This window comes from Mesorhizobium sp. P2_F8 (assembly GCF_056403655.1).
In genome coordinates this window covers 106,467-130,917 of record NZ_JBFUFB010000011.1, presented here as the reverse complement: position 1 = coordinate 130,917, position 24,451 = coordinate 106,467, and the positions used below count along the sequence as shown (strand labels likewise).

Sequence of the window (24,451 nt, the reverse complement as noted above, 5' to 3'; positions counted from 1 at the left end):
GAGGGGTGGAGACAATGGTGGATTTTCCGATCGAGGCAGTGCGTGGAAGGTTTCCGGCGCTCTCCCTGACCGACAAGGGGCGGCGGCGGATCTATCTCGACAATCCTGCCGGCACGCAGGTGCCACAGGCAGTAGCCGACGCCGTGTCGCGCTGCCTTCTGACCACCAACGCCAACCTCGGCGGCTATTTCGAAACGACTGTCGCAGCGCAGGTCGTCGTCGACGAGGCGCATCAGGCGATGGCCGATTTCCTCGGTGCGGAAAGCCCTGAGGAAATCATCATCGGCGCCAACATGACGACGCTGACCTATAACATGTCACGCACGCTCGGCCGCACGATGAAGCCCGGCGACGAGATCATCCTCACCCGCATGGACCACGAGGGCAATGTCTCGCCCTGGCTGCAACTGGCCGAGGACCTTGGTCTGGTCGTGCGCTGGCTGCCGTTCGACGAAAAGAGCTGGCAGGTCGAAGAGGCGACGCTGGCTGGTCTGCTTTCGCAGAAGACCCGGCTGGTCGCGCTGAACTACGCCAGCAACCTCACCGGCTCGATCAACCGGGTGAAGGCTTTGACCGCCATCGCCAGGAATGCCGGCGCCCTGGTCTATGTCGACGCCGTGCAGTTTGCGCCGCATGGCCTGATCGACGTCAAAGATCTCGGTTGCGATTTCCTGATCTGCTCGGCCTACAAATTCTTCGGTCCGCACATGGGCATATTGTGGGGCCGACGTGATGTCATCGATGGCCTGAAACCCTACAAGTGCCGCTGTTCTTCGAATGGCCTGCCGGAGCGGTTCGAACTCGGAACGCCGCAGATCGAGCTGATGGCGGGTCTCACGGCTGCGGTCGACTATTTCTCAGGATTGGGTGCGGCAGCGGGCGAGGGTGGGTCGCAAAGGCACAAGATCGCCAAGGCGTTCGAGGTGTCGATCGCCTACGAAAACCCGCTGGCGCAGAGGCTGATAGACGGGCTGTCGGACATTTCAGGCCTGACCATTCATGGCATCACTGATCCGAAACGGCTCGCCGAACGTGTGCCGACGGTGTCTTTCACCGTCGACGGCATCGTGCCGGAGACGATCGTTCGGCAGATGAACGCCGAAAACATCTTCCTGTGGTCCGGCCACAACTACGCTTGGGAGATCGTCAACCAGCTCGGCATTCCGGCCGAACATGGCGTCGTGCGCATCGGCATCGCGCATTACAACACGGCGGCCGAAATCGACGAGACGCTGGAGAGCGTGCACCGGGTCATCGCAATGCTCAGGCAGCAGCGCTCCTGACGCCCGCTTGAAATCACGCCTTCTTGCCACCGAAACCGGTGAGGAAGGCCGTCAAATTGTCGCCGAGTTCGTCGCAGAGATAGCCGCCTTCCTGGACGATGACGGTCGGCAGGCCGAGCCTCGCGATTGCCTCGCCAATGCGTGAGAAGCCCGGTGTCGTCACCGAAAGCCCACCGAACGGGTCGCCCTCGAACGCGTCGAGGCCGAGCGCCACGACCAACGCGTCTGGCGAAAAGGCGCGGATACGCTGGAACGCCACCGCAAGCGCTTCGAGAAACGCCGCATCGGCGGATTTGCGCGGCAGTGGCAGGTTGAAATTGTAGCCGAGGCCCGGGCCTTCGCCGCGCTCGTCGGCATGGCCCCAGAAGAATGGATAGAAGCGCACCGGATCGGCATGCAGCGAGACGGTGAGCACATCCGATCGCGCATAGAAGATGCCTTGCGTGCCATTGCCGTGGTGCAGGTCGACATCGAGGATCGCCACCCGCGCCGCCTGTTTGCGCAGAACCTGAGCTGCAACGGCCGAATTGTTGATGAAGCAGAAGCCGCCGGCGACATCGGCAAAGGCATGGTGGCCGGGCGGGCGGCATAGCGCATAGGCGGCCGGCGCGCCTGATGCCACGGCTTCAGCGGCTTCGACGGCGCTCCACGCGCTCCAAAGCGCGCTCTGCCATGTCTCGCCCGAGATCGGGCAAGCGGTGTCGGCCATATGATAGCCGGCCTGGCCGACCGCCGAGGCCGGATAGCTGCCTGACCGCGCGATCGGGTGGATGTTGGGGATCACTTCGGCAGAAGCGCCCTCGATGCGCTGCCAGCGCTCGAAAATGTGCTCGAGAAAGTCGAGATATTCCGGCGTGTGCACCGCCGAGACCGGGCCAAGCCCGTGATTGCGCGGCCGCTCGATCGTGCAGCCGGCAGATAATGCGCCGGCTAACAGTCGTTCGACCCGTTCGGGCTGTTCCGGATTGGGCTTCGCCGCACCGCTCGAAAGAAAGGCCTTGGGGTCGTGGCGCTTCTGTTCCTCGGCATAGAAGGCTTTCATTCCTGCTCCCCATTCTGCGGCGCGTCGGCAAAGGCACAAAAGGCATCGCCGATGATCTTCTGCGTCTGCTCGTAGCTCGACCAGGCGATGCCCAGCCTTTCATAAAATGCCTTGGCGACCTCATTGTCGGTGTCGACGGACAGCCTCAGATAAACGCCGCCTTCCTTCCGGCACTGCGCCGCGACATGCCGCAGCAGGCGCTCGCCGATCTTGCGACCACGGAACCGGTCCTCGACATAGAGATCCTGCACATAGACGCCAGGCCGCCCCATCCAGGTCGAGAAGATCGGAAAATGCAGACACAGGCCGGCGAATTCGCCACCCACTTCGGCAATAAGGGTCGAGAAGGCAGGCTTTTCGCCAAAGCCGTAGGCTCTGAGATCGTCTGCGGTCGAGATGATCTCCTCCGGCGCGCCGATGTGTGTCCCGAGTTTCAGGATCGCCGCATGAATGGTGTCGACGTCGTCGATGCGGCCGGGTCGGATAACGGTGTCGGTGGTCCCGGCTTGGGTCTTCTCTGGCATGGGTCAGGCCGCGGCGCCGGCCGAGCCCGGCCTGGTCAGAAGGCCATCAAGCTCGTCAATGCCGTCTTCCGAAAAGACGCGGATGCCGTTCGCTTCCAGCAGCGCGGTGGTCGTGCCCTGGCCAGCCACCCGGGTACCCCTGAAACTCCCGTCATAGATGAAACTGCTGCCGCAGGACGGGCTGCCGTCGGTAAGAACCGCATACCGGCACCCTGTTTGTCGGGCGAGATCGAGTGCGAGCTGCCCGGCTTCGAGATAGAGTGCGGTCACATCGTTTCCTGTTTGCTCGACCACTCGGCCTTGACCGTGCAGCACTGCGCGGCCGTCGCCTGTGCCTCGAATTTCTGCCGGAGGACGTGGCGTGGAGAAGCCTGCGGCAACCTCCGGGCAGATCTGCACGATCCGCCCCTCTGCCTGCCATCGCGCAAGAATGGGATGGTCGTTGAGCCGGTAGGAGCCGTTGTAGCGAACCTTGCTGCCGAGCAGGCAGGCTGAAACGAGAACCTTTTCCATATCAGCTCCTCCGCTTGCCACTCGACCCCTGTACGACCTCAGAACGCCACCCTGTCGCCGCCCTTGAGCGCCAGCATGTCGCGCGCTTCGGTGGGTGAGGCAACCTCCAGCGACAGCCCCTCGAGAATGCCACGGATGCGGCGCACCTGATCGGCATTGGACTTCGCCAATTGGCGGCCATCATAGAGGCTGTCTTCCAGGCCGACGCGGACATTGCCGCCCATCGCCGCGGCGATCGAGATCAGCGGCATCTGATTGCGGCCGGCGGCCAGCACCGAGAACTGGTAGCTGTCGCCGAACAGCTTGTCGGCGATCCGTTTCATGTGGACGAGGTTGTCCGGGTCAGCACCGATGCCGCCCAGTATGCCCAGCACGAACTGGATGAACAGCGGTCCCGACACCAGCCCGCGGTCGCGGAAATGTGCCAGCGAATAGAGGTGGCCGACATCGTAGCACTCGAATTCGAAGCGCGTGCCGCAGCCCTTGCCCAGCCTCTCTAGCACGCCCTCCATGTCGGCGAAGGTGTTCTTGAAGATGGTGTCGCGCGTGGCTTCAAGCAGCTTCGGCTCCCATTCGTGCTGCCACTCCCTCGGCTTGTCGAGCATGGGAAACAGCGCGAAGTTCATCGAGCCCATGTTGAGCGAACACATTTCGGGTTCGGCCCGCAGCGGCGCCGCCAGACGCTGGTCGAGCGTCATCAGCGACGAGCCGCCGGTGGTGATGTTGATCACCGCGTCGGTCGCCTGCTTGATGCGGGGCAGGAACTGCATGAAGACTTCCGGATCGGCGGTTGGCCGGCCATCCCTGGGATCGCGGGCATGCAGGTGCAGGATCGAGGCCCCGGCTTCGGCGGCCGCGATCGCCTCGGTGGCGATCTGGTCCGGCGTCACCGGCAGATAGGGCGACATCGACGGCGTATGCACCGAGCCAGTGATGGCGCAGGTGATGATGACTTTTCGCGGCGCCATTTTTGTCCCTCAGCCTTCGACCGGCAGGTCGAGCTCGGAGGCCAGCGCCTGCAGCGAGTCGCCAAGGACCGCGATGATCTCACCAATCTGATCGCGGGTCACAATCAGAGGCGGGCAGACCATGAAATTGTCGCTCACTGGCCCGCCACGCACGCGCCGCGAATAGATGATCAATCCGCGCTCGAACGCCAGATCGATGAGCCTCAAATTGGCGTTGAGGCCCTGTGGCAATGGCTCCTTGGCCAGCGGATCCGCGTAAATTTCGGCTCCCATGAACAGCCCCTTGCCCCGCACGTCGGCAATGAAAGGAAAGCGCCGAGTCAGGGCCTCGAGTTCACCCCTCAGCAATTCGCCCATGCTGGCCGAATTCTCGACCAAGCCAAGGCGGTCGACCTCTCCAAGCACCGCAACGCCCGCTGCACAAGCGACCGGGTTGCCGCCATATGTGTGGCCATGCAGGAAGCCACCGGTCTCCACAACCGGCCCGACGATCTTCTGTGTCGCGGCAAGTGCGCCAAGCGGGGCATAGCCAGATGAAAGGCCTTTCGACAGCGCGACGATATCCGGCCGGCAGGACCAATGGTCGCCACCCAGGAATTTTCCGGTGCGTCCGATGCCAGTCATTACCTCGTCGTGGATCAATAGGATCCCGTAGCGGTCGCAGATTTCGCGGATACGCGGAAAATAGCTGTTGGGCGGCACCAGCGCTGCGGTCGCGGCACCACCGATCGGTTCCATGACGAAGGCGAGCACGCTTTCCGGCCCTTCCTCCAGGATCTTTTCCTCCAGCATATCGGCGTAGCGGATGCCACGCTGTTCCGTCGACAGATTGTCGTGATCGCGATGGACAAAAGGGGCCGGCACCAAAGGCATCGGCCGACCGATCGGGTCGAAAGTCTTGGTGAGGATGTCGTCGCCAGTGACGGCAAGCGTGCCGATCGTCACGCCGTGATAGGAGGGCATACGTCCGATGACTTTCCAGCGTTTGTCCTGACCTGTTGCTACCGCCCATTGCCGCGCAAGCTTGAGGCAGGCCTCAATCGCCTCAGAGCCGCCCGATACGAAATAGATGCGGTCGAGTCCGTTCGGCAGCCGATCGGCCAGCCCCCGCGCGAGTTCGATGGCCTGTTCGTTCTCAAATTGAAAGATGTAGGCGAAGCTCACGCGATCAAGCTGCCGCGTCATCGCGTCGATGACGTTGCGGTTACCATGACCTATGTTGACGTTAACCGCGCCGCTCGATCCGTCGATGTATCGGCGGCCGCTCTTGTCCCATAGGTAGATCCCATCGGCGCGGTCCACAATTGGCCGTTGGATTCGTGTGAAATGGAAAAGGTTCGGTCGGCGGTCGGTTTCAACGGACTGCACAGCGATCATTCACCCCTCTTTTTTCGGCCGAGGTAACGGTCGAGGACATTCCTGGTGACGCGTTCGACCATCGGGTCTTGTCTTAGGAGGCCGGCGACCCATTCGCAGCTTCCGGCATGGAACACCTCGCCCTTGCCGCGTGGGAAATTGACGATCATGCCGTTGCCGCGTTTGACTTTTTCCAGATTGGCGTCGCTGGCCTCGCCGAACAGCGTTTCGGCGGTGAAGCGGCCATCCTCGTCGGTAAGGAACTGGTCCTCTATCGGGATATCTGCGCTTTCCTCGACCTGGGATGCCATGCCGACGGCGAGAACCTGCAACCCGTCGGGCGCACCGCTGGTCGCGGTGGGGTAGGGCAGGCCGCCGCGTATCTCGAAGTCGAGCCCATCGACCTCATAGCCATAGACGTGGCTGTCGGCGCCCAGCAGGTCGCCATAATAGATGCCGGTGCCGGCAAAGGACCAGTGCTCGGGCCTGTAGACTGGAAAACCACGCACGCCCCTTGGTGCGCACCCACCCCAGCCGGCATAGACGCCGCGCGTCGCGTTGAGCCCGAAGGTCGCTGAACCCGGCCGGCCGATTTCCGGCGCTTCCCAGGAATTGGTGGCGCGGGTCACGTCGGCGCCGCGGAGATAGGCGGGGTCTTCGGCACGTGCGCGGTATTTGTAACAAACCTGCCGGCGGCCCTCGTCCTCCAGCCGCGTCTGCCACATGAAATTGCCGGCAAAGCGCGCCGCATGGCCGCCGCGCTCGACATAGGCGTCGACCGCATCGCGCATTTCCCAGGTCCAGTATTCGTCATGGCCGACGAAGACGGCACAGTCGTAACCGTCGAGAATCTCGGGCGAGAAATGCAGATCATGCTGGCTGGCGAGGTCGACGCCATAGCCTGCGCGTTCGGCAAAGCGGAAGAAGTGGCTGTCGTAGCTCGCCCAGCCGGACGAGGCGTATTTCTTCGAATGACCGGTGGCGAGCGCCCATTCCATGTGCGGATAGCGCGGCACCGTCTTTGGCGGTACGGCGACTTCCAGCGGCACACGCGGCGCATCCTTCGGCAGCACGACGAAACCGCGGCACCACGGGCGCTGCGTCGACACGATGGGCGAATACTGGTTGCGGTCCGGCCCGGTGATGCCCTGATAGTGGTTGGAGCCGCCCCAGGTGTTGTAGGCGAGCCATGTGCCTGTCGCCGCCACCTGCAGCACGCGGCCGGGTTTCTTGCCTGGCTGCGGGCTGACGATGAAGAGATGATGGCAATGGATCGGCTTGCCATCGCGGCCGTCCGCTTCAAGCGTCACGCGATAGGCGCCGGACGGCCAGTCTGCCCCGACGCGGAATTCAAACGAGGCTTCCCAGCCGCAGCCTTCGGCCGAGCACTGGTCGGGGCTGTCCTGCCAGCGCGCCGCGATGCCCGATTTCACGAACACTTTGGTCTCGGCGCCGCCATCGCGGACGATCGCAATGTTGAATGCCGGAGCCGTCGAACTGACATGCAACGTCGCTGTCTCGCCGGTGCGATAGGAAAGCCGGTCGCTGTAGCACCAGATCTCGCCGCGCTCGCCATCCATCCCAGGCCATTCGTAATAATGGCCGCGTACCGCGTGGCGACGCTGCTTCGGCGTCAGTCCGAAATCGGGGAATTCGGTCGGGAGGTTGATCATGAAGTCCTGAAGGTTCAAAGGCGCCATTTCGGCTATCTGGCGGTCAAGCGTCAAATGGAAACCATCGGGCCAGCATTCGTTAGCCGCGCCCTTGGCCCCTGTGGCCAAAAAGACTATCTCCACAAAAGGCGGCGTTTTCCGCCACCGGAGGCGGCATGCTCAGAATCCAGAAGGTCAAGGTCGACGACATCTACGTGCCGACGGCGCGCAAGAAGACACTGCATCCCGAGACCGTCCGGCATCTCGCCGAGGACATCCTCGAAAACGGCATGAAAACACCGATCCAGGTCCGCCATGACGGCAAGCGCCATGTCCTGGTCGAAGGCCTGCATCGGCTGGAAGCAGCCAAATGGCTCGGCGAGACCGAGATCGACGCCTATCTGGTGCAAGCCAAGCGCCACTGACGCTCCTTCGTTCGTGATCTTTATCCAACAGGCGCATTTCTCCAGATTTTTTCGCTGGCCCAGATTTTTTCTCTGGCGATGTCGACTTGCGCGTCATCGGTTCGTCCTAGGGACGGAAGCCAGATCAAACCATGCAAGGACCCCATCATGACCACCAAGCTCGACATCGCCCCCGCCAATGACCGCGAACTGGTTCTGGCCCGCATCATCGATGCGCCGCGCGAGAACGTCTATCGCTGCTGGACAGACCCGAAACTGGTGACGCAGTGGTTCGCGCCAAAACCGTGGACGACGCCGCGCGCCGAAATGGATGTGCGCACCGGCGGCTCGAGCCTTGTCGTGATGGCAGGCCCCGACGGCAATGAATTCCCCAACCCCGGCGTTTTCCTCGAAGTCGTTCCCGGCAGGAAGATCGTCTTTACCGACGCCTACACAAAGGCATGGGAGCCATCGGAGAAGCCGTTCATGACCGGCGTGCTGACCTTCGAGGACGAGGGCAATGGCAAGACCCGCTACATTGCTCGGGTCAGGCACTGGAGTGTCGCCGACCGCGAGCAGCACGAGAAGATGGGCTTTCACGAGGGCTGGGGCCAGTGCACCGACCAGCTCGAAGAGCTCGCCAGAACGCTTTGATACCGCCGGGACGAGGAGGAGATCGATATGTTCAAAACCCTGATTTTCGCCATTCTTGCTTCGGCAGCAGCGCTTCTTGCTTCACCGGGCCCCACCAATGCAGAGGAGGCAAAACCCGCCATGACGACCGCTACGAACCCACTGCCGAAGCCGGAAAAGTCCGGCCTGCTGCCGGTCAACGGCCTGAACTACTATTACGCCGTCTACGGCAAGGGCGAGCCACTGCTTCTGCTGCATGGCGGTCTTGGCACGACTGACATGTTCGCGCCGATCCTGCCGAAGCTTGCCGAGAATCGCACCGTCATCGGCGTCGACCTGCAGGGTCATGGCCGCACGGCACTCGGCGATCGGCCGTTCACCCTGGAGGCGATCGGTGACGACATGGCTGATCTCGTCAAGGCGCTCGGCTACGACAAGGTCGACGTCATGGGCTATTCGCTGGGCGGCGGCGTCGCCTTCCGCATGGCGGTCCAGCATCCTGAAACGGTGCGCCGCCTTGTGCTGGTTTCGACCGGCTATGCCGCGGACGGTTTCTACGCCGAGATGCGCGGCCAGCAGGCGCAAGTCAGCGCGGCGGCGGCCGATTTCATGAAGGACACGCCGATGTACAAATCCTACGTCGCGGTGGCGCCGCATCCCGAGGACTTCCCGAGGCTCCTCGACACGCTCGGCAACTTCATGCGTCAGGACTACGATTACTCCGCCGACGTCGCCAAGCTGAAGATGCCGTCATGCTGGCCTATGGCGACAGCGACATGTACCGGCCCGAGCACGAGATCAAGTTCTACCAGATGCTCGGCGGCGGGCTGAAGGACGCCGGCTGGATGCGCGAGAACCTGTCGCAGAACCGCCTGGCGATCCTGCCCAACCGCACCCATTACGACGTCTTCTTCGCCCCCGAACTGACCGCTGCCGCACTGCCGTTTCTCAACGGCGAGACCAAGGTGAAGACCTGGGACGAGGTCGTCAGCGAAACGGAATAACTGCCTGCCGTCCCCACCGGCCGTCTCGATCGAGGCGGCCGTTGGTTTGCTTACGAGGCTTTTGCGCGGCGCGGCTGCCTGAGATGCTTGATGCCGCTCATCTCGACGAAATTCGTCGCCGCTTCCCAAAGATGGTCGCCGTAGAGGAACGGCTCGAAAGGGTCCGCGTCGGTCAACGGCAGCGGCGCGATCTCCGCGTCGACGCGTGGCTCGTAGAAGAACGGGATCGAGAAGCGCGCCGTCTTCGGCGCGATCACCCGGTGTCGCGTCGCGCGGACGCGTTCGCCGGTCCAGCGCTCCAGCAACTGGCCAAAATTGACCGCCAGCGTGCCGTTGGCCGGCGGCACGTCGATCCATTCGCCAGTGAGGTTCTTTGCTTGCAGACCTTCGACACCGTCCTGCGCCAGCAAAGTGACGAAGCCTGAATCGGCATGCTCGCGCCCGATGATTGTGCGCGTCTCGCCTTTGTGCATCACCGAAAACTCCGGTCCGCTGGTGTCGACGCCGGCATTGGCGTCACGCAAGGGGTAACGGATCAGGCGCAGCGTCGAGATGCCGTGATCGAAATAGGCGTCGAAGATCGTTTCCGGCAGGCCAAGTCCGCGGGCGATCGACCGCATCAGCGCGTTGCCCACCGTCTCCATGGCGTGGTAGTAGTCCGCTGCCGCCGCGCGCCAGCCGGGCAGGGCCTCTTCGGCCGGCAGGGGTGTCGGCTCGCACAACGGATCGTCGGAAACCGAGGCATCAGCCGCGTCGACAAGACCCGGATCGGCAAGGTCCGGACCCATGTCGATGCCTTCCTTGTAGGAAACGGCTGCCGGCTGCAAAGGGAACCAGCCGCGATAGACGTTCTTTTTGCTGCGGTCGAAATTCCAGCGCAGCAATTTCTGCTTCTCCCCGTCGGGAAGCGCGAAGATGCGCAGCAATTGCGCCCTTCTTTCCGGCGTCAGCCGGTCATCGCCGGGAAAGTCCCGGACGGCCATGAAGCCGATCCCCGAAGCTGCGGCCATGATCCTGGCGTCGGTACGGTCACGGGCGGGCGAGGACGGCCCGAACAGATCCTCAATGCCGATGGTTTCGATGTCCGGTGTCATGGCTTCAGGTCCACTGCATCACGATAAGCGATGGCGTTGTATCAAAGCTTTTCAATTGACCCAATCGGGTCGGCCATTACCTTGCCGCCTATTCTCTTCACCTATGGATCAAGGACGATGGCCAAATATCAGGGCGGATGTCTATGCAAGGCGGTGCGCTATCGCGTCGACGCAGCCCCCATCAACGAACGCGTCTGCCACTGCCGGCTGTGCCAGAAGGTGATTGGCGCCGCCTTCAACGCACGCGTGCTGTTTCGCGTCGATGAAGTGACGATCGAGGGGCCACTGGCGATGGTGAACACCTCACCCGATCTCAAGCGCGGGTTTTGCCCAAGCTGCGGCACGACGATGTTCTCCCGGCGCGATTCCGCCGGCATCATCGGCATCACCACCGGTTCGCTCGACGATCCCACGGCCTTCAAGCCGCAAATGCATATTTTCACGGCCTCGAAGCAGCCCTGGGTGATGCTTGACGATGGCCTGCCGCAGTATGAAGGCGCACCGCCAGGCTGAAGCTTTTGCCTTTTTCCGCAAGGGAGAAAGGAAGCCTCAAGCATGAACAAAATTTAATCGAAAGAGACACGAGATAGCCGGCAAAGCGTCATTGGCGGGCCATCATCGTGTCCCTATTTATGGGGCGCGGGTACGGCATTCGAGGAGACGACGGATGAACGACAGCATCAGCACCCTGGACGAGCTTTTGAGCGATCCGATGGTCCTGCTTGTGATGGAGCGCGATCGTGTGCGCCCCGAACAGGTGCGCATGCTGCTCGAACGGGTTCGCCGGACTTCCGTCGACGAGCCTATGGTGCCGCCGGCCCATATGGTGGCCAAAAGCTGTTTCCAGCAATGGCTGCTTACTTAGCTACGGTCAGTTGGAGCTGGCCGGCAAATAGCTGTAATGGCTGCGGAAATAGGCGATTCTGAAGCCCAGGCGCGCGTAGTTGCGATAGGCAGGGCCGTCGCGCTCCTCGTGCGGCGCCTCGATGTCGGCGACGAACAGTTTCGCGCCGGCCGCAATCCCGTCGCGCACCAGCGCTTCCCCAAGCACCGCGTCGAGATCGAAGCTCGGCGCCATGACGCCGGGCACCGGCGCGTCGATGCCGCTCCAGGCCGCGCCGTCGGGCCCGATGAACAGCGAGCGCACCGCCACCACCGCGCCGTCCCGCTTGGCCATGTAGTGATGCCAGCCCTTTCGGCCGACCAGAGCCGTCAGCCATGGTGAGGTGGGCAGCCGGTAGCGGCTGTCGATGAAGCCGGCCCATTCGCTTGCCGATGCCTTCGTCACACGTTCTACTGAAACCCCTTCAGCCGTGAAGAGCGGCTCGGATGACAGCGGTTCTGCCCCGCGATAAATCCGCTCCCAGCCGCCCTGGCGCTGCAGGCCGCGCGCCTCGAGCCAGCATCTGAGGCGCGATGGTTCAGTGTGCGGATTGACATAGAACCAGGGCCGCGAAATGCCGGCGGCGCGGTAGTGCGCCAGCAGCGCGTCGAGCTGGCTTTCGGTGGCCGGGCTGTCGACGCCGAAGTTCTTCACGCAGTTGAAATGGACGAACGGAATTGTCGTGCAGGTGGTCCAGGCGAGGCCGCCTTCTTGCGCTATCGAAAGGCCTTGGCTTGCGGCGAAATCGGCAGGCACGGCGGCGTAGAGGTCGAGCCAGGCATTCACCTCGGCGTGCTCGATAATACGGCTGAGGTCGCGCGAGACATCCTCGATCGCGATGACAGGCGGGCATGGTTCGGGCAGGGGCTGCAATTCTGACAGGGCGGTCTGCATGGCTCTCCTCCGTCATATGCCTTACAGTGTAAGATTAGCGGATTTTAATATAACCGCATGGCTTGTCAAGCGGCGCCTTACAAATCCGTAAATTGGATTCCGGGGATCGCCAGACTATGGCTCGGCGGGGATCGCCCCTCACGATTGTTCGACAGAAAGGCTCGATATGGCAGACATCTGCACCCAAGGCGTCGACACCGGCTTTGTCGGGCTGGGATTCGCCAAGGTGGCGTTCCTCGGCCTGGTGCAAGGCATCACCGAATTGCTGCCGATCTCTTCGACCGCCCATATGCGCATCGTACCGGCCGTGCTCGGCTGGCAGGATCCGGGCTCCGCCTTCTCCGCCGCCATGCAGCTTGCGGCCTTGGCCGCGGTGGTCAGCTATTTCTGGAGCGATGTCAGGGATATCCTGTTTGGTTCGCTCGACGCGCTGACGCGACGCGATTTCGCCGACCGGCATTTCCGGCTGGCGCTGTGGATCGTGCTGGCGACCATCCCGATCGTCATCGCCGGCGTGGCGCTGTCGGGCGTGCTCAACGCCTGCAACTCGCCGCTGCGCAGCCTGACGGTGATCGGCTGGGCCTGTATCGTGATGGCGATCCTTCTGGCGCTGGCCGAGATTTTTGCCAGCCACCGGCGCACCGTCGGCGAGGCATCGCTGACTGACGCGCTGCTCGTCGGCGTCGCCCAGATCGGCGCGCTGATTCCGGGTGTCTCTCGTTCCGGCTCGACCCTGACGGCCGCACTCGGGCTCGGCTTCAAGCGGGCCGAGGCGGCGCGGTTCTCGTTCCTGCTTGGGCTGCCCGCCATTGCGCTGGCCGGCCTCAAGGAGCTTTGGGAACTGCACAAGGTCCATCTCGACGCGCATGGCTGGTCGGTTCTGATCGTCGGACTGGTCGTCGCCTCGGTTTCCGCCTTCTTCGCCATATGGGGCCTGATGCGTGTGCTGGAGCGTTTTTCGGCCTGGCCGTTCGTCATCTATCGCGGCCTGCTTGGCGTCGTCCTGCTGCTATGCGTGGCGATGGGATGGCTTGCCTAGGGCTCTTTCACGGTATCGCTTGAAACGGGCTATATCCCTACCGGATCCTCCTGAACTTCGATTCCGGTACACGCATGGATTTTTTGACCCTCCTGCAATCGCTGCCGCTGCTGCTGGCGCTCGCCAAGGGCGCGCTGCCGTCGGTGGCGGCGTTCGGCATGGGATTTGGCCAATGGGTCGCTTCGCTGCCGCCATGCCGCGACTTTGCCTTTGAGGCGACCAGCTACCTCGTCTGCGAGGTCGACCCGAAACGGTATTCGATCGAACTGTTCTGGAAAGATCCGGCGGGCAAGCCGTTTCAATCGCTGCACAATCTCGATGCCTCGGAGCAGGCGGCCGGGCGCACCATGCTGTTTGCCATCAATGCCGGCATGTATCACCCGGACCTCGATCCGGTCGGTCTGTATGTCGAGCGCGGCAACGAAAGGGCGTCGGTGAAGACGGGATCGGGAAGCGGCAATTTTTCCCTGCAGCCGAACGGCATTTTCTACATGAGCAACGGCAAGGCCACGGTCCGCGCCACCAGGGACTTCCTGAAAAAGCGACCGCCGCTCGATTATGCGACGCAATCCGGGCCGATGCTCGTGATCGACGGCAAGCTGCATCCGAAATTCCAGGCCGACAGCACCTCGCGCAAGACCCGCGACGGTGTCGGCGTGCGGAAGGACGGCGTCGCCGTCTTTGCCATTTCCAACGGCACGGTGACCTTCCATGCCTTTGCCCGTCTTTTCCGCGACGCGCTCGGCTGCGACAACGCGCTTTTCCTCGACGGCACGATATCGAGCCTGTTCGCGCCGGCCATCGGCCGCAACGACGACTACTGGAATCTCGGACCGATGATCGGCGTCTTCAGGAAATCCTAGCGGCTTTGCCACCCCGCTTGCCGCCGATCAGCTGCACCGGGAGCCAAATTTCGCGGCCTAGCGCGCTCGAAAAAACTTGATTCAAACTTTATTGGTAATTTCTCGTTCATAACTCGATCTGGTTTGTCCGTCGGCTGTCGTTTTGCCCTCGGTCTGTTGTGTTTTGAGTACAGGTCCAGATGCGGATTCCGGGCGCCATCAGTTTTTTGATCGCATCGCTATGCCTTGCCGGCTGTACATCGACGGCCGGCGTCGACGCGCTGGATTTGCAGAAACCGTCGAACGAAACCACCAGTTCCGTGATACGGCCGCCCGCGCCGATCGCCGCGGCTCCGAAGGCGATGGCCAGGAGCGCGCCGAGGGCCGAAAGGGCGCCCGAGCCTGACAATGGTCTGCCTGACAATGGTCTGGAAGACGACAATGCTGCCGCCGAAAATACTCGGCCCTTCGGCCTGGCTGAAGAAGAGACAGTGTCATTCCCGGCGCCTGAACTGCCCGACAGCGCCGAGCCGCCGGTCGAGCCGGCTGCGCTTGTATCACCGCCCAGGCTGTTGAGCCGCGCAGCACCGCCCATGCTGGCCGGGCCGGTCACCCGTTACGGCTTTCGCGATGCCAAGCCGATCAATTTTGGCCGGTCCTCGCCCCGGCACCTTGCCGTGCACGGCGTCGATGTTTCGCGCTGGCAGGGCAACGTCAACTGGGAAAAGCTGCGCGCGCAGGGCGCCAACTTCGCCTACATCAAGGCGACCGATGGCGGCGACCATCTCGATCCGATGTTCATGAAGAACTGGCGCAATGCCGACGCCGCCGGCCTGAAGCGTGGCGCCTATCACTTCTTCTACTGGTGCCGCACAGCGGGCGAACAGGCCGACTGGTTCATCCGCAACGTGCCTAAGATGGATGGCGCTCTGCCGCCGGTGATCGACGTCGAATGGAACGGCGAATCCAGCTGCAAGCGGCGGCCGTCGCGCGAAAAGGTGCTGGAGAAGATGCAGGTGTTCATGGACAAGCTGGAGCGTCATTACGGCCAGCGGCCCATCATCTACACCGCGCCTGATTTCTACCGCGACAATCTCCGGGGCGAATTTCTCGATTATCCGTTCTGGGTGCGCGCGGTGGCGCGGCATCCGTCGAAGGTCTACCCCGACCGCAAATGGCTGTTCTGGCAGTATTCCGGTTCCGGTCTGTCGCACGGTGTCACCGGCCGCATCGACCTCAACGTCTTCCATGGCGACGAACGGCAATGGCGCGCCTGGGCCGGCGGACGGATTTCCGTCGCCGACGCCGACTGAGGCCAGCCTATCAGGCCCGGCGTACCTCACGCTGGCGTATGTCAGCCGTCTGGGCCAGCACCCAGTCCCGGAACACCTTGATCTTCGGCGTGTTACGGCGGCTTTCCAGGTGGACGAGCCAATAGCCGTCGCCATCTGATCCCAGCACTTCAAATGGCTGTATCAACTGGCCCTTTGCCAGCAGGGCGCTGTAGATGTTGCGGGTCAGGATCGCGGCGCCCTGGTCGGTTAGCGCCGCCATTGCATCGTAAGCCTGCGAACCCAGGTTCGGTCCGGCCATGACGCGATCGGGCTCGAAGGGTACGCCGGCTGTTTCGAACCAGATTTTCCACCAGGGATCGTCGGCACAGCACAGCGCCACCTTGTAGAGATCCTCGGGGTGGCGAATGCCGCCCACGCTCTCGGCCAGTTTCGGGCTGAGCATTGGCGTATAGTCTGCTTTGAACAGGTAATGAGCCGTCAGGCCGGGCCATTTTCCGGTGCCGGTTCTGATCCCGATATCCATGTCCTCGCGTGTGAAATCGACCAGCCGGGACGATGTATTCACCTTCACGGCGAGATCGGGATGCATCAGCTGGAATGTTCCAAGCCACACGGCCAGCCAGTTCGATGCGAATGTTTCCGAGGTCGTGACGGACAGCACGCCAGTCGCTCCACCCTTCGTGGCGACCCACGCGTCGGCCAGGGCCGAGAATGCGCCCGTTGCGTGCGGCGCCAACTGCTGTCCGGCCTCGGTCAAGGCTATATGCCTTGTTTTTCTTATGAAAAGCGGCGTTCCGGCGCGCTCTTCCAGCACCTTGATCTGATAGCTGGCCGCTGACTGTGACATGCCGAGTTCCTCGGCAGCCTTGGTGAAACTGCCCAGCCGCGCCGCGGCTTCAAAGACGCGAATGGCGCCCAGTGGTGGTAGCTCCCAACTCATGACGCATCAAACCTCCTGATGCATAGTACGCGACGTTCGATTGGAAGCCAAGGCCGCAACCAGGCATACTCTGGTCATCAACTCGAACCCGAAAGGACACGGCAATGACCCTCTACAACACACTTCGTCGTCCGGTGCTCGACCTCTTCACCGCTCCGTTCAGACCCCGCACGCGCGGCGTGCTCGACCAGCGTGCGCTGTCGGATCATTTCCTGCGCGATATCGGCGTGCTCGACGGACACGCTTCTGCCGGCAGCACCCGCTGACTTGCGTGCCCCGCTGACTTGCGTGCCCTGCTGACTTGCGTGCATTGACTGGTGCAAACGGGAGGAAAGGATGAGCGTATCTGCGGAGGCCCTGGCGAAGAGCCGTCAAACGATCTCCTCCTATGAGGATTATGCGAAGCAGTATGATGCAATCGTGCGGCATGTTCCCAACCCGAGGGAACAGGCAGCGCTAAGGCGCCTCGTGGCGATCGCCGGCACAGGCGGCCAGATTCTGGAAGTCGGGTCGGGAGCGGGATACGACGCCGACTTTCTGGAGACCTTGGGAGCTAGGGTTCGGCGCACCGACGCGACAAGGCGGTTTCTTGAGCTGCAGGCCGCGCGCGGCAAGCACGGTGAACTGCTCGATCTCATCACCGATGATCTCCGCGGCCCCTACGACGCAGTCTTGGCCCTGTGCGTCCTGATCCATGTGCCTCGCGACCAGACCGACCAGGTCCTTGCCAAGATAGCCGGGTCGCTGCGCCCAGGCGGCGCGTTCCTCGTATCGATGCGCAATGGCGATGGCGAGACGGGCGGCGAATATCACACGGTCTACTGGCGCAGGGAAGACTTCGCCGCCCGCATCGAAGCCGCTGGGCTGGTCCTTATCAGGGACGACTTCAACATCGGCCGCAACAACGAAGAGTGGAACACGTTCCTGGCCGTGAGACCGTCGTGACTGGGTCCGTCACCTCCGATTTTTGCGAATAGGCGAGACATTGCCGCCGCAGTGCTGTCTAGTGCCTGTTCCTGCACTCCGGGGGGATCAGGGTGGAGCTGGAACTCAAATTTCTGCTTGTCGGCTTTGCCTGCGCGGTCTCCGGCATGCTGTCGCTCATCACCTTTGTGAAATGGCGCGAGGTGCAGACCCTCAGCCGCTGGTTGCCGACGCCGGGAAAGATCATCTCGTCACGCGTCGAGGCGCGTGAGGTCAGAAGCTCGGGCGCTGGCTCGGACAGCACCGATACCACGGAGATGCGCAATTTCCCGGCCATCACCTTCGAATACAAAGTCGGCGGGAAGAAATTTCAAAGCTCGCGCTACAGCGTGAAGGAGAATTTGGGGAACTTTGAAGTCCCCGAAACCCTTGCGCAGTTTCCCCGCGGCGCGGAGGTGACCGTCTTTTACAATCCAGCCGACCCGAGCAAAGCCGTAATCGAGCGCACCATGCCGGATGGTGCCTTCAAGTTCATGGTCCAGCTCTCGGCCGGTTTGGTGATCGGCACGGCGGTTCTGGTGTTTTCCGTCGGCGGCGTGCTCGAGGCGATCCGCCCGCATCTGCCCAAACCGCAAAACCTCGGTGCCGCGGCATTGCTGCTGTTCATGGGCCTGTTCGCCCTGCGCATGGGCTTTGCCCAGAAGTCGCTTGCCGAGCAGGCGGCAAAATGGCCGGTCGCCGCCGGCCGCATCGATGCGTCAGGTCTGCAGGCGCTGCGAAGCCATTCAAGCTATCAACGCTGGCGCACCGTTTTCAAATCTCGCATCGTCTACAGCTATGGCGTCGCCGGCCAGCGCTACAGCGCCGACCGCGTCGCCTTCGGCGCCACGGTCACGGCTTCGCTGCCCGGCCTCGTCGGTGGCCAGGCGCGTCGCTATGTCGAGGGCAGCAAGGTCGACGTGCACTATGATCCCGCCAACCCCGGCTCGGCCGTGCTCGAATGCCGGGTGCGCGGGCTCTGGCTGCTGTGGGTCTGTTCGGCAGGATTTCTCGGCGCCGCCTTCCTGGTCGGGCTGGTGTGAGAACAGGCTTTTGGCTTCGGCAACGCTCTCCCGGAGACATTTGATGATCATTCGCAAACTGGCCTTTGTTTTTCTGGGCCTGCTCGTCCCGATCCAGGGAGCGAGCGCCAAGGAATGCTTGCTGAGCCACGCCACCTACCGCGAGCCGCGCTCGGGCGCCGTTCTGCAATTTCGGCCACTGGACAATGAGCCGGCGGCGCTGACGGCCGAGGTGTTTTCGCTGACCGTTCCCCATACCGACACCCGTCTGCCTGCCGACATCACCTGGACGAATGGCAAGAATTCGTTTCCGCTCGGCACCATCCGCCACACCTGCACTGACGACGACCGCGAAGCCGGCCTTCAGGATGGCAGCGGCCTGTGCAGGATATGGGATGGGCAGATCTATGCCTTGACCGGCGGCGGCGCCGAGCAGTTGAATTCGAGCGAAGCGACACCGGCGCCGAAAGGCCTGTTGCTGCCTGATTTCGGTGACCATTTCACCGAATGGGCCGATTTCGCCAACGCCAATCCCAATGGCTCGGCATGGGACGCCTTTACTTTGACAGGATGCAGCGATGAATAGCGCCATGAGATCGATCACCTGGGCCTGCGCCCTGTTTGCATGCGTCACGGTATCCGCCGTGGCTTGGGCTGACGAGGGTGCTCCGTCGCGCCCGCCCATCGACAAATGCGTCTGGGAGAAGTTGACGGACAAAACTGTCGGGCTTGCCGCCTGGGTGCAGCGCTGCGATTTTGGCTTCCGTAAGATCCATTTCGAATTCACCGGCAACGCTCTCGCCATCAAATACAGCGATGGCGGCGCGGCCGATCCTCTTGTCGAGTTGTATGACATCAAGCCCGGCGAAACCGCAGAGGCCTCATTGCAGCGCCTGTTCCGCGAAAAGACCGACAAGGCCGTCAGCGCCCGCTGCGTGCTGGCGCCTTACACGGAGGGCACCGCGCCCGCCGGCATCAAGCGCTACACATTCAGCCCCGACGCTGCTTATGCGAAAGAGCTGGAAGCGAAGACCGATCCCAACGAGGTTCCGGACCCGCCCTGCGGCGACTGGGGTGAAATGCCCGACGGCATCCAGTATTTCGAGGTACCAGCTGGGGCAGCGCGCAAGCTGCTGTTCGTCCGCATAGGTCAGGACGAGCCGTTGTTTGACGAGCAGACACTGCAGGTGTTGCCGTCGGGGTAGGGAGTGTGATCCGGATTGGGCGGGCGACTCTCCCCTTCTCCCACAAGGGGAGAAGGGAAGACGCACCTGATCGCTACCCTTAAGACATTTCGGCCCGATCTTACGACCGGGCCGATAACGTTGCGTTTTGGACTAGCGTCTCGGATGTCGCTCAGCTGCACCCGCTCGTGGCACCACAAGTATCGCACTTCTCACAGGTCCCGTTCCGCACCATCGTAAAGTTCTGGCACTCGGAGCAGGAATTGCCGGTGTAGCCTTGCAGCAGTGACTTGGCTCGGCGGTCGTTGGCGAGTTTCTTTGCCTCGGCCGCTTCATTGGCCGCGGCGTCGGTGAACAGTGCCGCCGTGGTGTCCGAAGCAGCGCCCGCCGCTTCCTCGAAAGCGATGTCCTCGGCCAATTCCTTCGCCCGTTCCTCATAGTCGCGCTTGTAGGCGACCGCCTCGTCGGTGGCCGGCTTCAGCGCCAGCACGTTGGAGCCGGAGAAGGCGGTCGGCGCTGAGCGGGCAGGGGCGCCCGAGGGGGCCGCGAAGCCCTTCGGATCGTTGCCGCTTACCCGCGACACCAGCTTCACCGGGGACGCGCCACGGGTCAGGCCCTTGGAGACAGCGTCGGTCTTGCCTTCGCTGATGCCACGGCCAAGTGCGGTGTTGGAAAAGTCCGACTGGTCGACATGGGCAAGGTCGTTGCGGCCGAGATAGGAAATCGCGAGTTCCCGGAACACGTAGTCGAGGATCGACGTCGCGCTCTTGATGGCATCATTGCCTTGCACCATGCCGGCCGGCTCGAACTTGGTGAAGGTGAAGGCGTGCACATATTCGTCGAGCGGCACGCCATATTGCAGGCCGAGCGAGATGGCGATGGCGAAGTTGTTGAGAAGGCCACGCAGCGTCGCGCCTTCCTTGTTCATGTCGATGAAGATCTCGCCGAGACGGCCATCGTCATATTCGCCGGTGCGCAGGAAGATGGTGTTGCCACCGATCTTGGCCTTTTGCGTGTAGCCCTTGCGGCGCCCGGGCAGCTTCTCCTGCTCGCGCGACACGCGCTCGATGATGCGCTCGACGATCCGCTCGGTGATCTGTGCGGCGCGCGCCGCCGCCGGTGCGGCGATCAGCTGCTCGATCGCCTCGTCCTCGTCGTCCTCGCCATCGGCGAGCAGCGAGGAGTTGAGCGGCTGCGAGAGCTTCGAGCCGTCGCGGTAGAGCGCGTTGGCCTTCAGCGCCAGCTTCCACGACAGCATGTAGGCGCCCTTGGCGTCTTCCACCGTCGCGTCGTTCGGCATGTTGATGGTCTTGGAGATGGCGCCGGAGATGAAGGGCTGCGCCGCCGCCATCATCTGGATGTGGCTATTGATCGACAGCGAGCGCTTGCCGATCTTGCCGCACGGGCTGGCGCAGTCGAACACCGCCAGGTGTTCGGCCTTGAGGAAGGGCGCGCCTTCCAAGGTCATCGCACCGCAGACATGGATGTTGGCGGCCTCGATGTCCTTCCTGGAGAAGCCCAGCGCCGGCAGCATCTCGAACGAGAAGTCGTTGAGCTGCTCGTCGGTGAAGCCAAACGTCTCCTTCACCCAGTCGGCGCCGAGCGTCCACTGGTTGAAGACGAACTTGATGTCGAAGGCCGACTTCAAGGCTGCGTTGAGCGCCGCGATCTTGTCGTCCGTGAACCCCTTCGCCTTGAGCGCGCCGGGATTGATCGCGGGCGCCTGGTTGAGATTGCCGTGGCCGACCGCATAGGCCTCCATCTCGCCGATCTGGGCTTCGGAGTAGCCGAGCGTGCGCAGCGCTTCCGGCACGGCGCGGTTGATGATCTTGAAGTAGCCGCCGCCGGCCAGCTTCTTGAACTTCACAAGCGCGAAGTCGGGCTCGATGCCGGTGGTGTCGCAATCCATGACCAGGCCGATCGTGCCGGTCGGCGCGATGACGGTCGCCTGCGCATTGCGATAGCCATGCTCCTCGCCGAGCTCGATGGCGCGGTCCCAGGCAGCCTTGGCGTGCACTGCAAGGTCCTGCTGCTTCAGGTCGGAGGCGACCAGCGGCACCGGGTTGACGGCGAGCTTCTCATAGCCCTGCTTCTCGCCATAGGCGGCACGGCGATGGTTGCGCATGACGCGCAGCATGTTCTGCGCATTGCGGTCGTAGTCGGCGAAGGCGCCGAGTTCGGCGGCCATTTCGGCCGAGGTGGCATAGGCAGTGCCGGTCATGATCGCGGTGAGGGCGGCGCAGATGGCGCGGCCCTCGTCGGAGTCGTAAGGGATGCCCGAGGTCATCAGCAGGCCGCCGATATTGGCATAGCCGAGGCCGAGCGTGCGGTATTCGTAGGACTGCTTGGCGATCTCCTTCGACGGGAACTGCGCCATCATGACCGAGATTTCGAGAACGATGGTCCACAGCCGCACGGTGTGCTCGTAGGCGGCGATATCGATCGTGCCGTCGGCGTTGCGGTAGGGCAGGAGGTTGATCGAGGCCAGGTTGCAGGCCGTGTCGTCGAGGAACATGTATTCCGAGCACGGGTTGGACGCCCGGATCGCACCGGCCGAAGCGCAGGTGTGCCAGTCGTTCATCGTCGTGTTGAAATGCAGGCCCGGATCGGCCGACGCCCAGGCGGCGTAGCCGATCTTTTCCCACAGGTCCCGCGCCTTCAGCGTCTTCAACACCTTGCCGTCCTTGCGGGCGGTGAGGTGCCAGTCGGCATCGTCCTCGACAGCGCGCAGGAAATTGTCCTTCAGCGACACCGAATTGTTGGAGTTCTGGCCCGAAACCGTGAGGTAGGCATCCGAATCCCAGTCGGTGTCGTAGGTCTTGAACGACATCGACGTGTAGCCCTGCTTGGCGAACTGGATGACACGGTAGATGTAGTTCTCCGGCACAGCGGACTTCTTGGCCGCCTTGATCTCGCGCTTCAGCGCGGTGTTGATCGACGGGTCGAAGCAATCGTCGTCCTGGCCTTCGCAGTTGACGCAGGCCTTCATGATCGCTTCGAGGTGCTTCTTGACGATCTTTGAGCCGGTGACCAGCGAGGCGACCTTCTGCTCTTCATTGACCTTCCAGTCGATGAATTCCTCGATATCGGGATGGTCGGCGTCGACAATGACCATTTTCGCGGCGCGGCGTGTCGTGCCGCCCGACTTGATGGCGCCCGCCGCGCGGTCGCCGATCTTGAGGAAGCTCATCAGGCCGGACGAGCGACCGCCGCCGGACAGCTTTTCGCCTTCGCCGCGCAGCAGCGAGAAGTTGGAACCGGTGCCGGAGCCGTATTTGAACAGGCGCGCTTCACGCACCCAAAGGTCCATGATGCCGCCCTCGTTGACGAGGTCGTCCTGCACGCCCTGGATGAAGCAGGCATGCGGCTGCGGATGCTCATAGGAGGATTTCGACTTGGTCAGCTTGCCGGTGAACGGGTCGACATAGAAGTGGCCCTGGCTCGGGCCGTCGATGCCATAGGCCCAGTGCAGGCCGGTGTTGAACCATTGCGGGGAATTCGGCGCCACGCGCTGGGTGGCCAGCATGTAGGCAAGCTCGTCGCGGAAGGCGCGGGCGTCTTCTTCCGACGCCTTGAAGTAGCCGCCCTTCCAGCCCCAGTAGGTCCAGGTGCCGGCCAGCCTGTCGAAGACCTGGCGCGCGTCGATCTCGGAACCGTAGCGCTCGGCTTCCGGCAGCTTGGCAAGCTCGGCCTCATCGGCGGCGGAGCGCCACAGGAAGGAGGGGACGTCGTTCTCCTCGATCTTCTTCAGCCGCGCGGGGACACCGGCCTTGCGGAAATACTTCTGTGCCAGGATGTCGGCGGCAACCTGGGAGAACTGCGCCGGCACATCGATATTGTCGAGACGGAACACCACCGAGCCATCCGGATTCTTGATCTCCGAAAGCGCCTTGCGGAATTCGATCTCCGCGTAAGCAGATTGCCCTTGCTTGGTGAAACGACGCTCGATGCGCATTGGTCCGATCCCTTTTGTCTATATATAGCGCTTTCGTCAGGGGATTTCTGCCCCCAATGCGAAACACGCATGTCCGCCGCCTGCCGGCGTTCGAAAACGGCCGGCTCTCCATTTCGCAGTCTCCGCCGGCCCTGCTGGTCAAACTCCTTGCGAAGTGCCTGTCCAACACGCCGACGAACCCCGCGGGTCCCTCAAAACTGATTTTTTTCCGATTCCCTCACTCGAGGGAAGTTCACACTATCTAGCGTCGAACCTGCCTGCAAACACTAAATATAGTGTTAACAGACAATTTATTCCAGTCCGACAATTCTCCCTATTGTCCCCAACCGCCCCACAACCCCAACGCTTCCGCCGGCCTCGTAAACGGGCGGAAATGCGGGCAAAAACGCACATAATCCGGGAAAAAGACCGGGCTCAGAACTTTCCGGTCGCACTCTCAACAGGAGCGCATGGCCTATAAAAGGCGACTCGTTTTGCGCCGTCAAGGATTCGTTTGCGTAGCTTTTGTGACCCCAACATCTTGTGTGTCACATATGTGGATAACGGGGATAGATTTGCCGCGCGGCGACCTCTTCGCCGCTGAATCACCAGGGATTAGCCGTAATGCATTTTCGGCTTTGGCTCGGTGCCGGTGAACTGCACCCCGACGCGGTCCTTGCGGCGCCAGCGAACCTCGCATCGATAGGCGATGCCGTCGAGCGGCACATAGAGAAGAAAGCGATCGGGAACCCGGGCCTCGAGCGGTATCTTCAATTCGGCGCCGCTGTCGTGCTGATTGCGCAGCGTGCAGCCGACCTCCGAGTTCTGAATCCCGGTGATGATCGTTCCACCCTTGAGCACGCGCGGACGATGCTCGCGCTTGGGCTCGCCGGGATCTTCCGGCAGTGGGTCTACAGGGTTCACCATCGATAACACGCCGAACGATTCTTATCCGTGAATGGTTAGCAAACCATTCATGGCG

The 24,451-nt window shown here is 62.5% G+C and carries 24 protein-coding genes and 1 pseudogene; 14 read left to right on the top strand and 11 right to left on the bottom strand.

The features are described from left to right. Positions 1-14 precede the first annotated feature (14 nt). Positions 15-1,283, top strand: coding sequence for a cysteine desulfurase-like protein (locus AC1DZP_RS25710; protein WP_477306255.1), 1,269 nt, complete (start codon positions 15-17; stop codon positions 1,281-1,283). 13 nt (positions 1,284-1,296) lie between these two features. Here AC1DZP_RS25710 and AC1DZP_RS25705 read toward each other — a convergent pair whose 3' ends face one another. The 6 genes from AC1DZP_RS25705 to AC1DZP_RS25680 are packed head-to-tail and all read right to left on the bottom strand — an operon-like array spanning position 1,297 to position 7,359. Then, positions 1,297-2,325: a histone deacetylase family protein gene (locus AC1DZP_RS25705; RefSeq protein ID WP_477306253.1), complete on the bottom strand. Its 1,029-nt coding sequence runs from the start codon at positions 2,323-2,325 to the stop codon at positions 1,297-1,299. Then, positions 2,322-2,849, bottom strand: a complete 528-nt coding sequence (locus AC1DZP_RS25700; RefSeq protein ID WP_477306251.1) for an N-acetyltransferase family protein — start codon at positions 2,847-2,849, stop codon at positions 2,322-2,324. Before AC1DZP_RS25700 ends, AC1DZP_RS25705 begins: the two co-directional genes overlap by 4 nt. 3 nt (positions 2,850-2,852) lie before the next feature. Further along, positions 2,853-3,362, bottom strand: coding sequence for a 2-thiouracil desulfurase family protein (locus AC1DZP_RS25695; RefSeq protein WP_477306249.1), 510 nt, complete (start codon positions 3,360-3,362; stop codon positions 2,853-2,855). 38 nt (positions 3,363-3,400) lie between these two features. Next, complete coding sequence (gene kce, locus AC1DZP_RS25690; protein WP_477306247.1) at positions 3,401-4,330, bottom strand: 3,5-dioxohexanoate:acetyl-CoA acetone transferase; 930 nt, start codon at positions 4,328-4,330, stop codon at positions 3,401-3,403. A 9-nt stretch (positions 4,331-4,339) separates the two neighbouring features. Beyond that, positions 4,340-5,707, bottom strand: coding sequence for an aminotransferase family protein (locus AC1DZP_RS25685; protein ID WP_477306245.1), 1,368 nt, complete (start codon positions 5,705-5,707; stop codon positions 4,340-4,342). Next, positions 5,704-7,359, bottom strand: a complete 1,656-nt coding sequence (locus AC1DZP_RS25680; protein WP_477306426.1) for a N,N-dimethylformamidase beta subunit family domain-containing protein — start codon at positions 7,357-7,359, stop codon at positions 5,704-5,706. The genes AC1DZP_RS25685 and AC1DZP_RS25680 overlap by 4 nt, the downstream gene beginning before the upstream one ends. Before the next feature lie 155 nt (positions 7,360-7,514). Between AC1DZP_RS25680 and AC1DZP_RS25675 the strand changes: the two genes are divergently transcribed. The 3 genes and pseudogenes from AC1DZP_RS25675 to AC1DZP_RS25665 all read left to right on the top strand — a co-directional run bounded on the left by AC1DZP_RS25675 (position 7,515) and on the right by AC1DZP_RS25665 (position 9,379). After that, the gene (locus AC1DZP_RS25675) at positions 7,515-7,763 is read left to right on the top strand and encodes a ParB N-terminal domain-containing protein (RefSeq protein ID WP_477306243.1); all 249 of its coding nucleotides are present in this window, start codon (positions 7,515-7,517) and stop codon (positions 7,761-7,763) included. A gap of 147 nt (positions 7,764-7,910) precedes the next feature. Further along, entirely contained in the window at positions 7,911-8,396 is a 486-nt protein-coding gene (locus AC1DZP_RS25670; RefSeq protein ID WP_457154010.1) for an SRPBCC family protein, read from the top strand. Between the two features lie 27 nt (positions 8,397-8,423). Beyond that, positions 8,424-9,379 (top strand): annotated as a pseudogene (locus AC1DZP_RS25665) (alpha/beta fold hydrolase). Between the two features lie 50 nt (positions 9,380-9,429). Here the strand turns inward: AC1DZP_RS25665 and AC1DZP_RS25660 are convergent. Beyond that, positions 9,430-10,473 carry an isopenicillin N synthase family dioxygenase gene (locus AC1DZP_RS25660; protein ID WP_477306241.1) on the bottom strand — a complete coding sequence of 348 codons (1,044 nt, stop codon included), beginning with the start codon at positions 10,471-10,473 and terminating at the stop codon, positions 9,430-9,432. A gap of 117 nt (positions 10,474-10,590) precedes the next feature. On the opposite strand from AC1DZP_RS25660, the gene AC1DZP_RS25655 reads away from it, so the two are divergent. Continuing rightward, positions 10,591-10,986 (top strand): GFA family protein, encoded by a 396-nt coding sequence (locus AC1DZP_RS25655; RefSeq protein ID WP_477306239.1) that lies wholly within the window; start codon positions 10,591-10,593, stop codon positions 10,984-10,986. Between the two features lie 154 nt (positions 10,987-11,140). Further along, a complete protein-coding gene (locus tag AC1DZP_RS25650; protein ID WP_095085597.1) occupies positions 11,141-11,338 on the top strand; it encodes a hypothetical protein in 198 nt (65 codons plus the stop codon). A 6-nt stretch (positions 11,339-11,344) separates the two neighbouring features. Here the strand turns inward: AC1DZP_RS25650 and AC1DZP_RS25645 are convergent, their stop codons facing one another. Beyond that, positions 11,345-12,250 carry a hypothetical protein gene (locus AC1DZP_RS25645; RefSeq protein WP_477306238.1) on the bottom strand — a complete coding sequence of 302 codons (906 nt, stop codon included), beginning with the start codon at positions 12,248-12,250 and terminating at the stop codon, positions 11,345-11,347. Between the two features lie 166 nt (positions 12,251-12,416). Here AC1DZP_RS25645 and uppP point away from each other — a divergent pair, with 166 nt between their 5' ends. From uppP to AC1DZP_RS25630, 3 genes are all read left to right on the top strand, one after another. Beyond that, positions 12,417-13,289: an undecaprenyl-diphosphatase UppP gene (gene uppP, locus AC1DZP_RS25640; protein WP_457154129.1), complete on the top strand. Its 873-nt coding sequence runs from the start codon at positions 12,417-12,419 to the stop codon at positions 13,287-13,289. 74 nt (positions 13,290-13,363) lie between these two features. Beyond that, complete coding sequence (locus tag AC1DZP_RS25635; RefSeq protein WP_477306236.1) at positions 13,364-14,152, top strand: phosphodiester glycosidase family protein; 789 nt, start codon at positions 13,364-13,366, stop codon at positions 14,150-14,152. 179 nt (positions 14,153-14,331) lie between these two features. After that, positions 14,332-15,444 (top strand): glycoside hydrolase family 25 protein, encoded by a 1,113-nt coding sequence (locus AC1DZP_RS25630; protein WP_477306234.1) that lies wholly within the window; start codon positions 14,332-14,334, stop codon positions 15,442-15,444. A gap of 10 nt (positions 15,445-15,454) precedes the next feature. Here AC1DZP_RS25630 and AC1DZP_RS25625 read toward each other — a convergent pair whose 3' ends face one another. Further along, positions 15,455-16,366 carry a LysR substrate-binding domain-containing protein gene (locus AC1DZP_RS25625; protein ID WP_477306232.1) on the bottom strand — a complete coding sequence of 304 codons (912 nt, stop codon included), beginning with the start codon at positions 16,364-16,366 and terminating at the stop codon, positions 15,455-15,457. Positions 16,367-16,470: 104 nt separating this feature from the next. Here AC1DZP_RS25625 and AC1DZP_RS25620 point away from each other — a divergent pair, with 104 nt between their 5' ends. The 5 genes from AC1DZP_RS25620 (at position 16,471) to AC1DZP_RS25600 (ending at position 19,556) form a co-directional block, all read left to right on the top strand. Then, positions 16,471-16,632: a hypothetical protein gene (locus tag AC1DZP_RS25620; protein WP_477306230.1), complete on the top strand. Its 162-nt coding sequence runs from the start codon at positions 16,471-16,473 to the stop codon at positions 16,630-16,632. Between the two features lie 70 nt (positions 16,633-16,702). Beyond that, positions 16,703-17,311 (top strand): class I SAM-dependent DNA methyltransferase, encoded by a 609-nt coding sequence (locus tag AC1DZP_RS25615; RefSeq protein WP_477306228.1) that lies wholly within the window; start codon positions 16,703-16,705, stop codon positions 17,309-17,311. Between the two features lie 92 nt (positions 17,312-17,403). After that, positions 17,404-18,372, top strand: coding sequence for a DUF3592 domain-containing protein (locus AC1DZP_RS25610; RefSeq protein ID WP_477306226.1), 969 nt, complete (start codon positions 17,404-17,406; stop codon positions 18,370-18,372). Positions 18,373-18,415: 43 nt separating this feature from the next. Next, positions 18,416-18,937, top strand: coding sequence for a hypothetical protein (locus AC1DZP_RS25605; protein WP_477306224.1), 522 nt, complete (start codon positions 18,416-18,418; stop codon positions 18,935-18,937). 121 nt (positions 18,938-19,058) lie between these two features. Then, the gene (locus AC1DZP_RS25600) at positions 19,059-19,556 is read left to right on the top strand and encodes a hypothetical protein (protein WP_477306222.1); all 498 of its coding nucleotides are present in this window, start codon (positions 19,059-19,061) and stop codon (positions 19,554-19,556) included. Positions 19,557-19,707: 151 nt separating this feature from the next. Here the strand turns inward: AC1DZP_RS25600 and AC1DZP_RS25595 are convergent, their stop codons facing one another. Together AC1DZP_RS25595 and AC1DZP_RS25590 are read right to left on the bottom strand one after the other, a co-directional pair. After that, entirely contained in the window at positions 19,708-23,490 is a 3,783-nt protein-coding gene (locus tag AC1DZP_RS25595) for a vitamin B12-dependent ribonucleotide reductase (protein ID WP_477306221.1), read from the bottom strand. A gap of 594 nt (positions 23,491-24,084) precedes the next feature. After that, complete coding sequence (locus tag AC1DZP_RS25590; protein WP_477228531.1) at positions 24,085-24,396, bottom strand: PilZ domain-containing protein; 312 nt, start codon at positions 24,394-24,396, stop codon at positions 24,085-24,087. Positions 24,397-24,451: the final 55 nt, after the last annotated feature.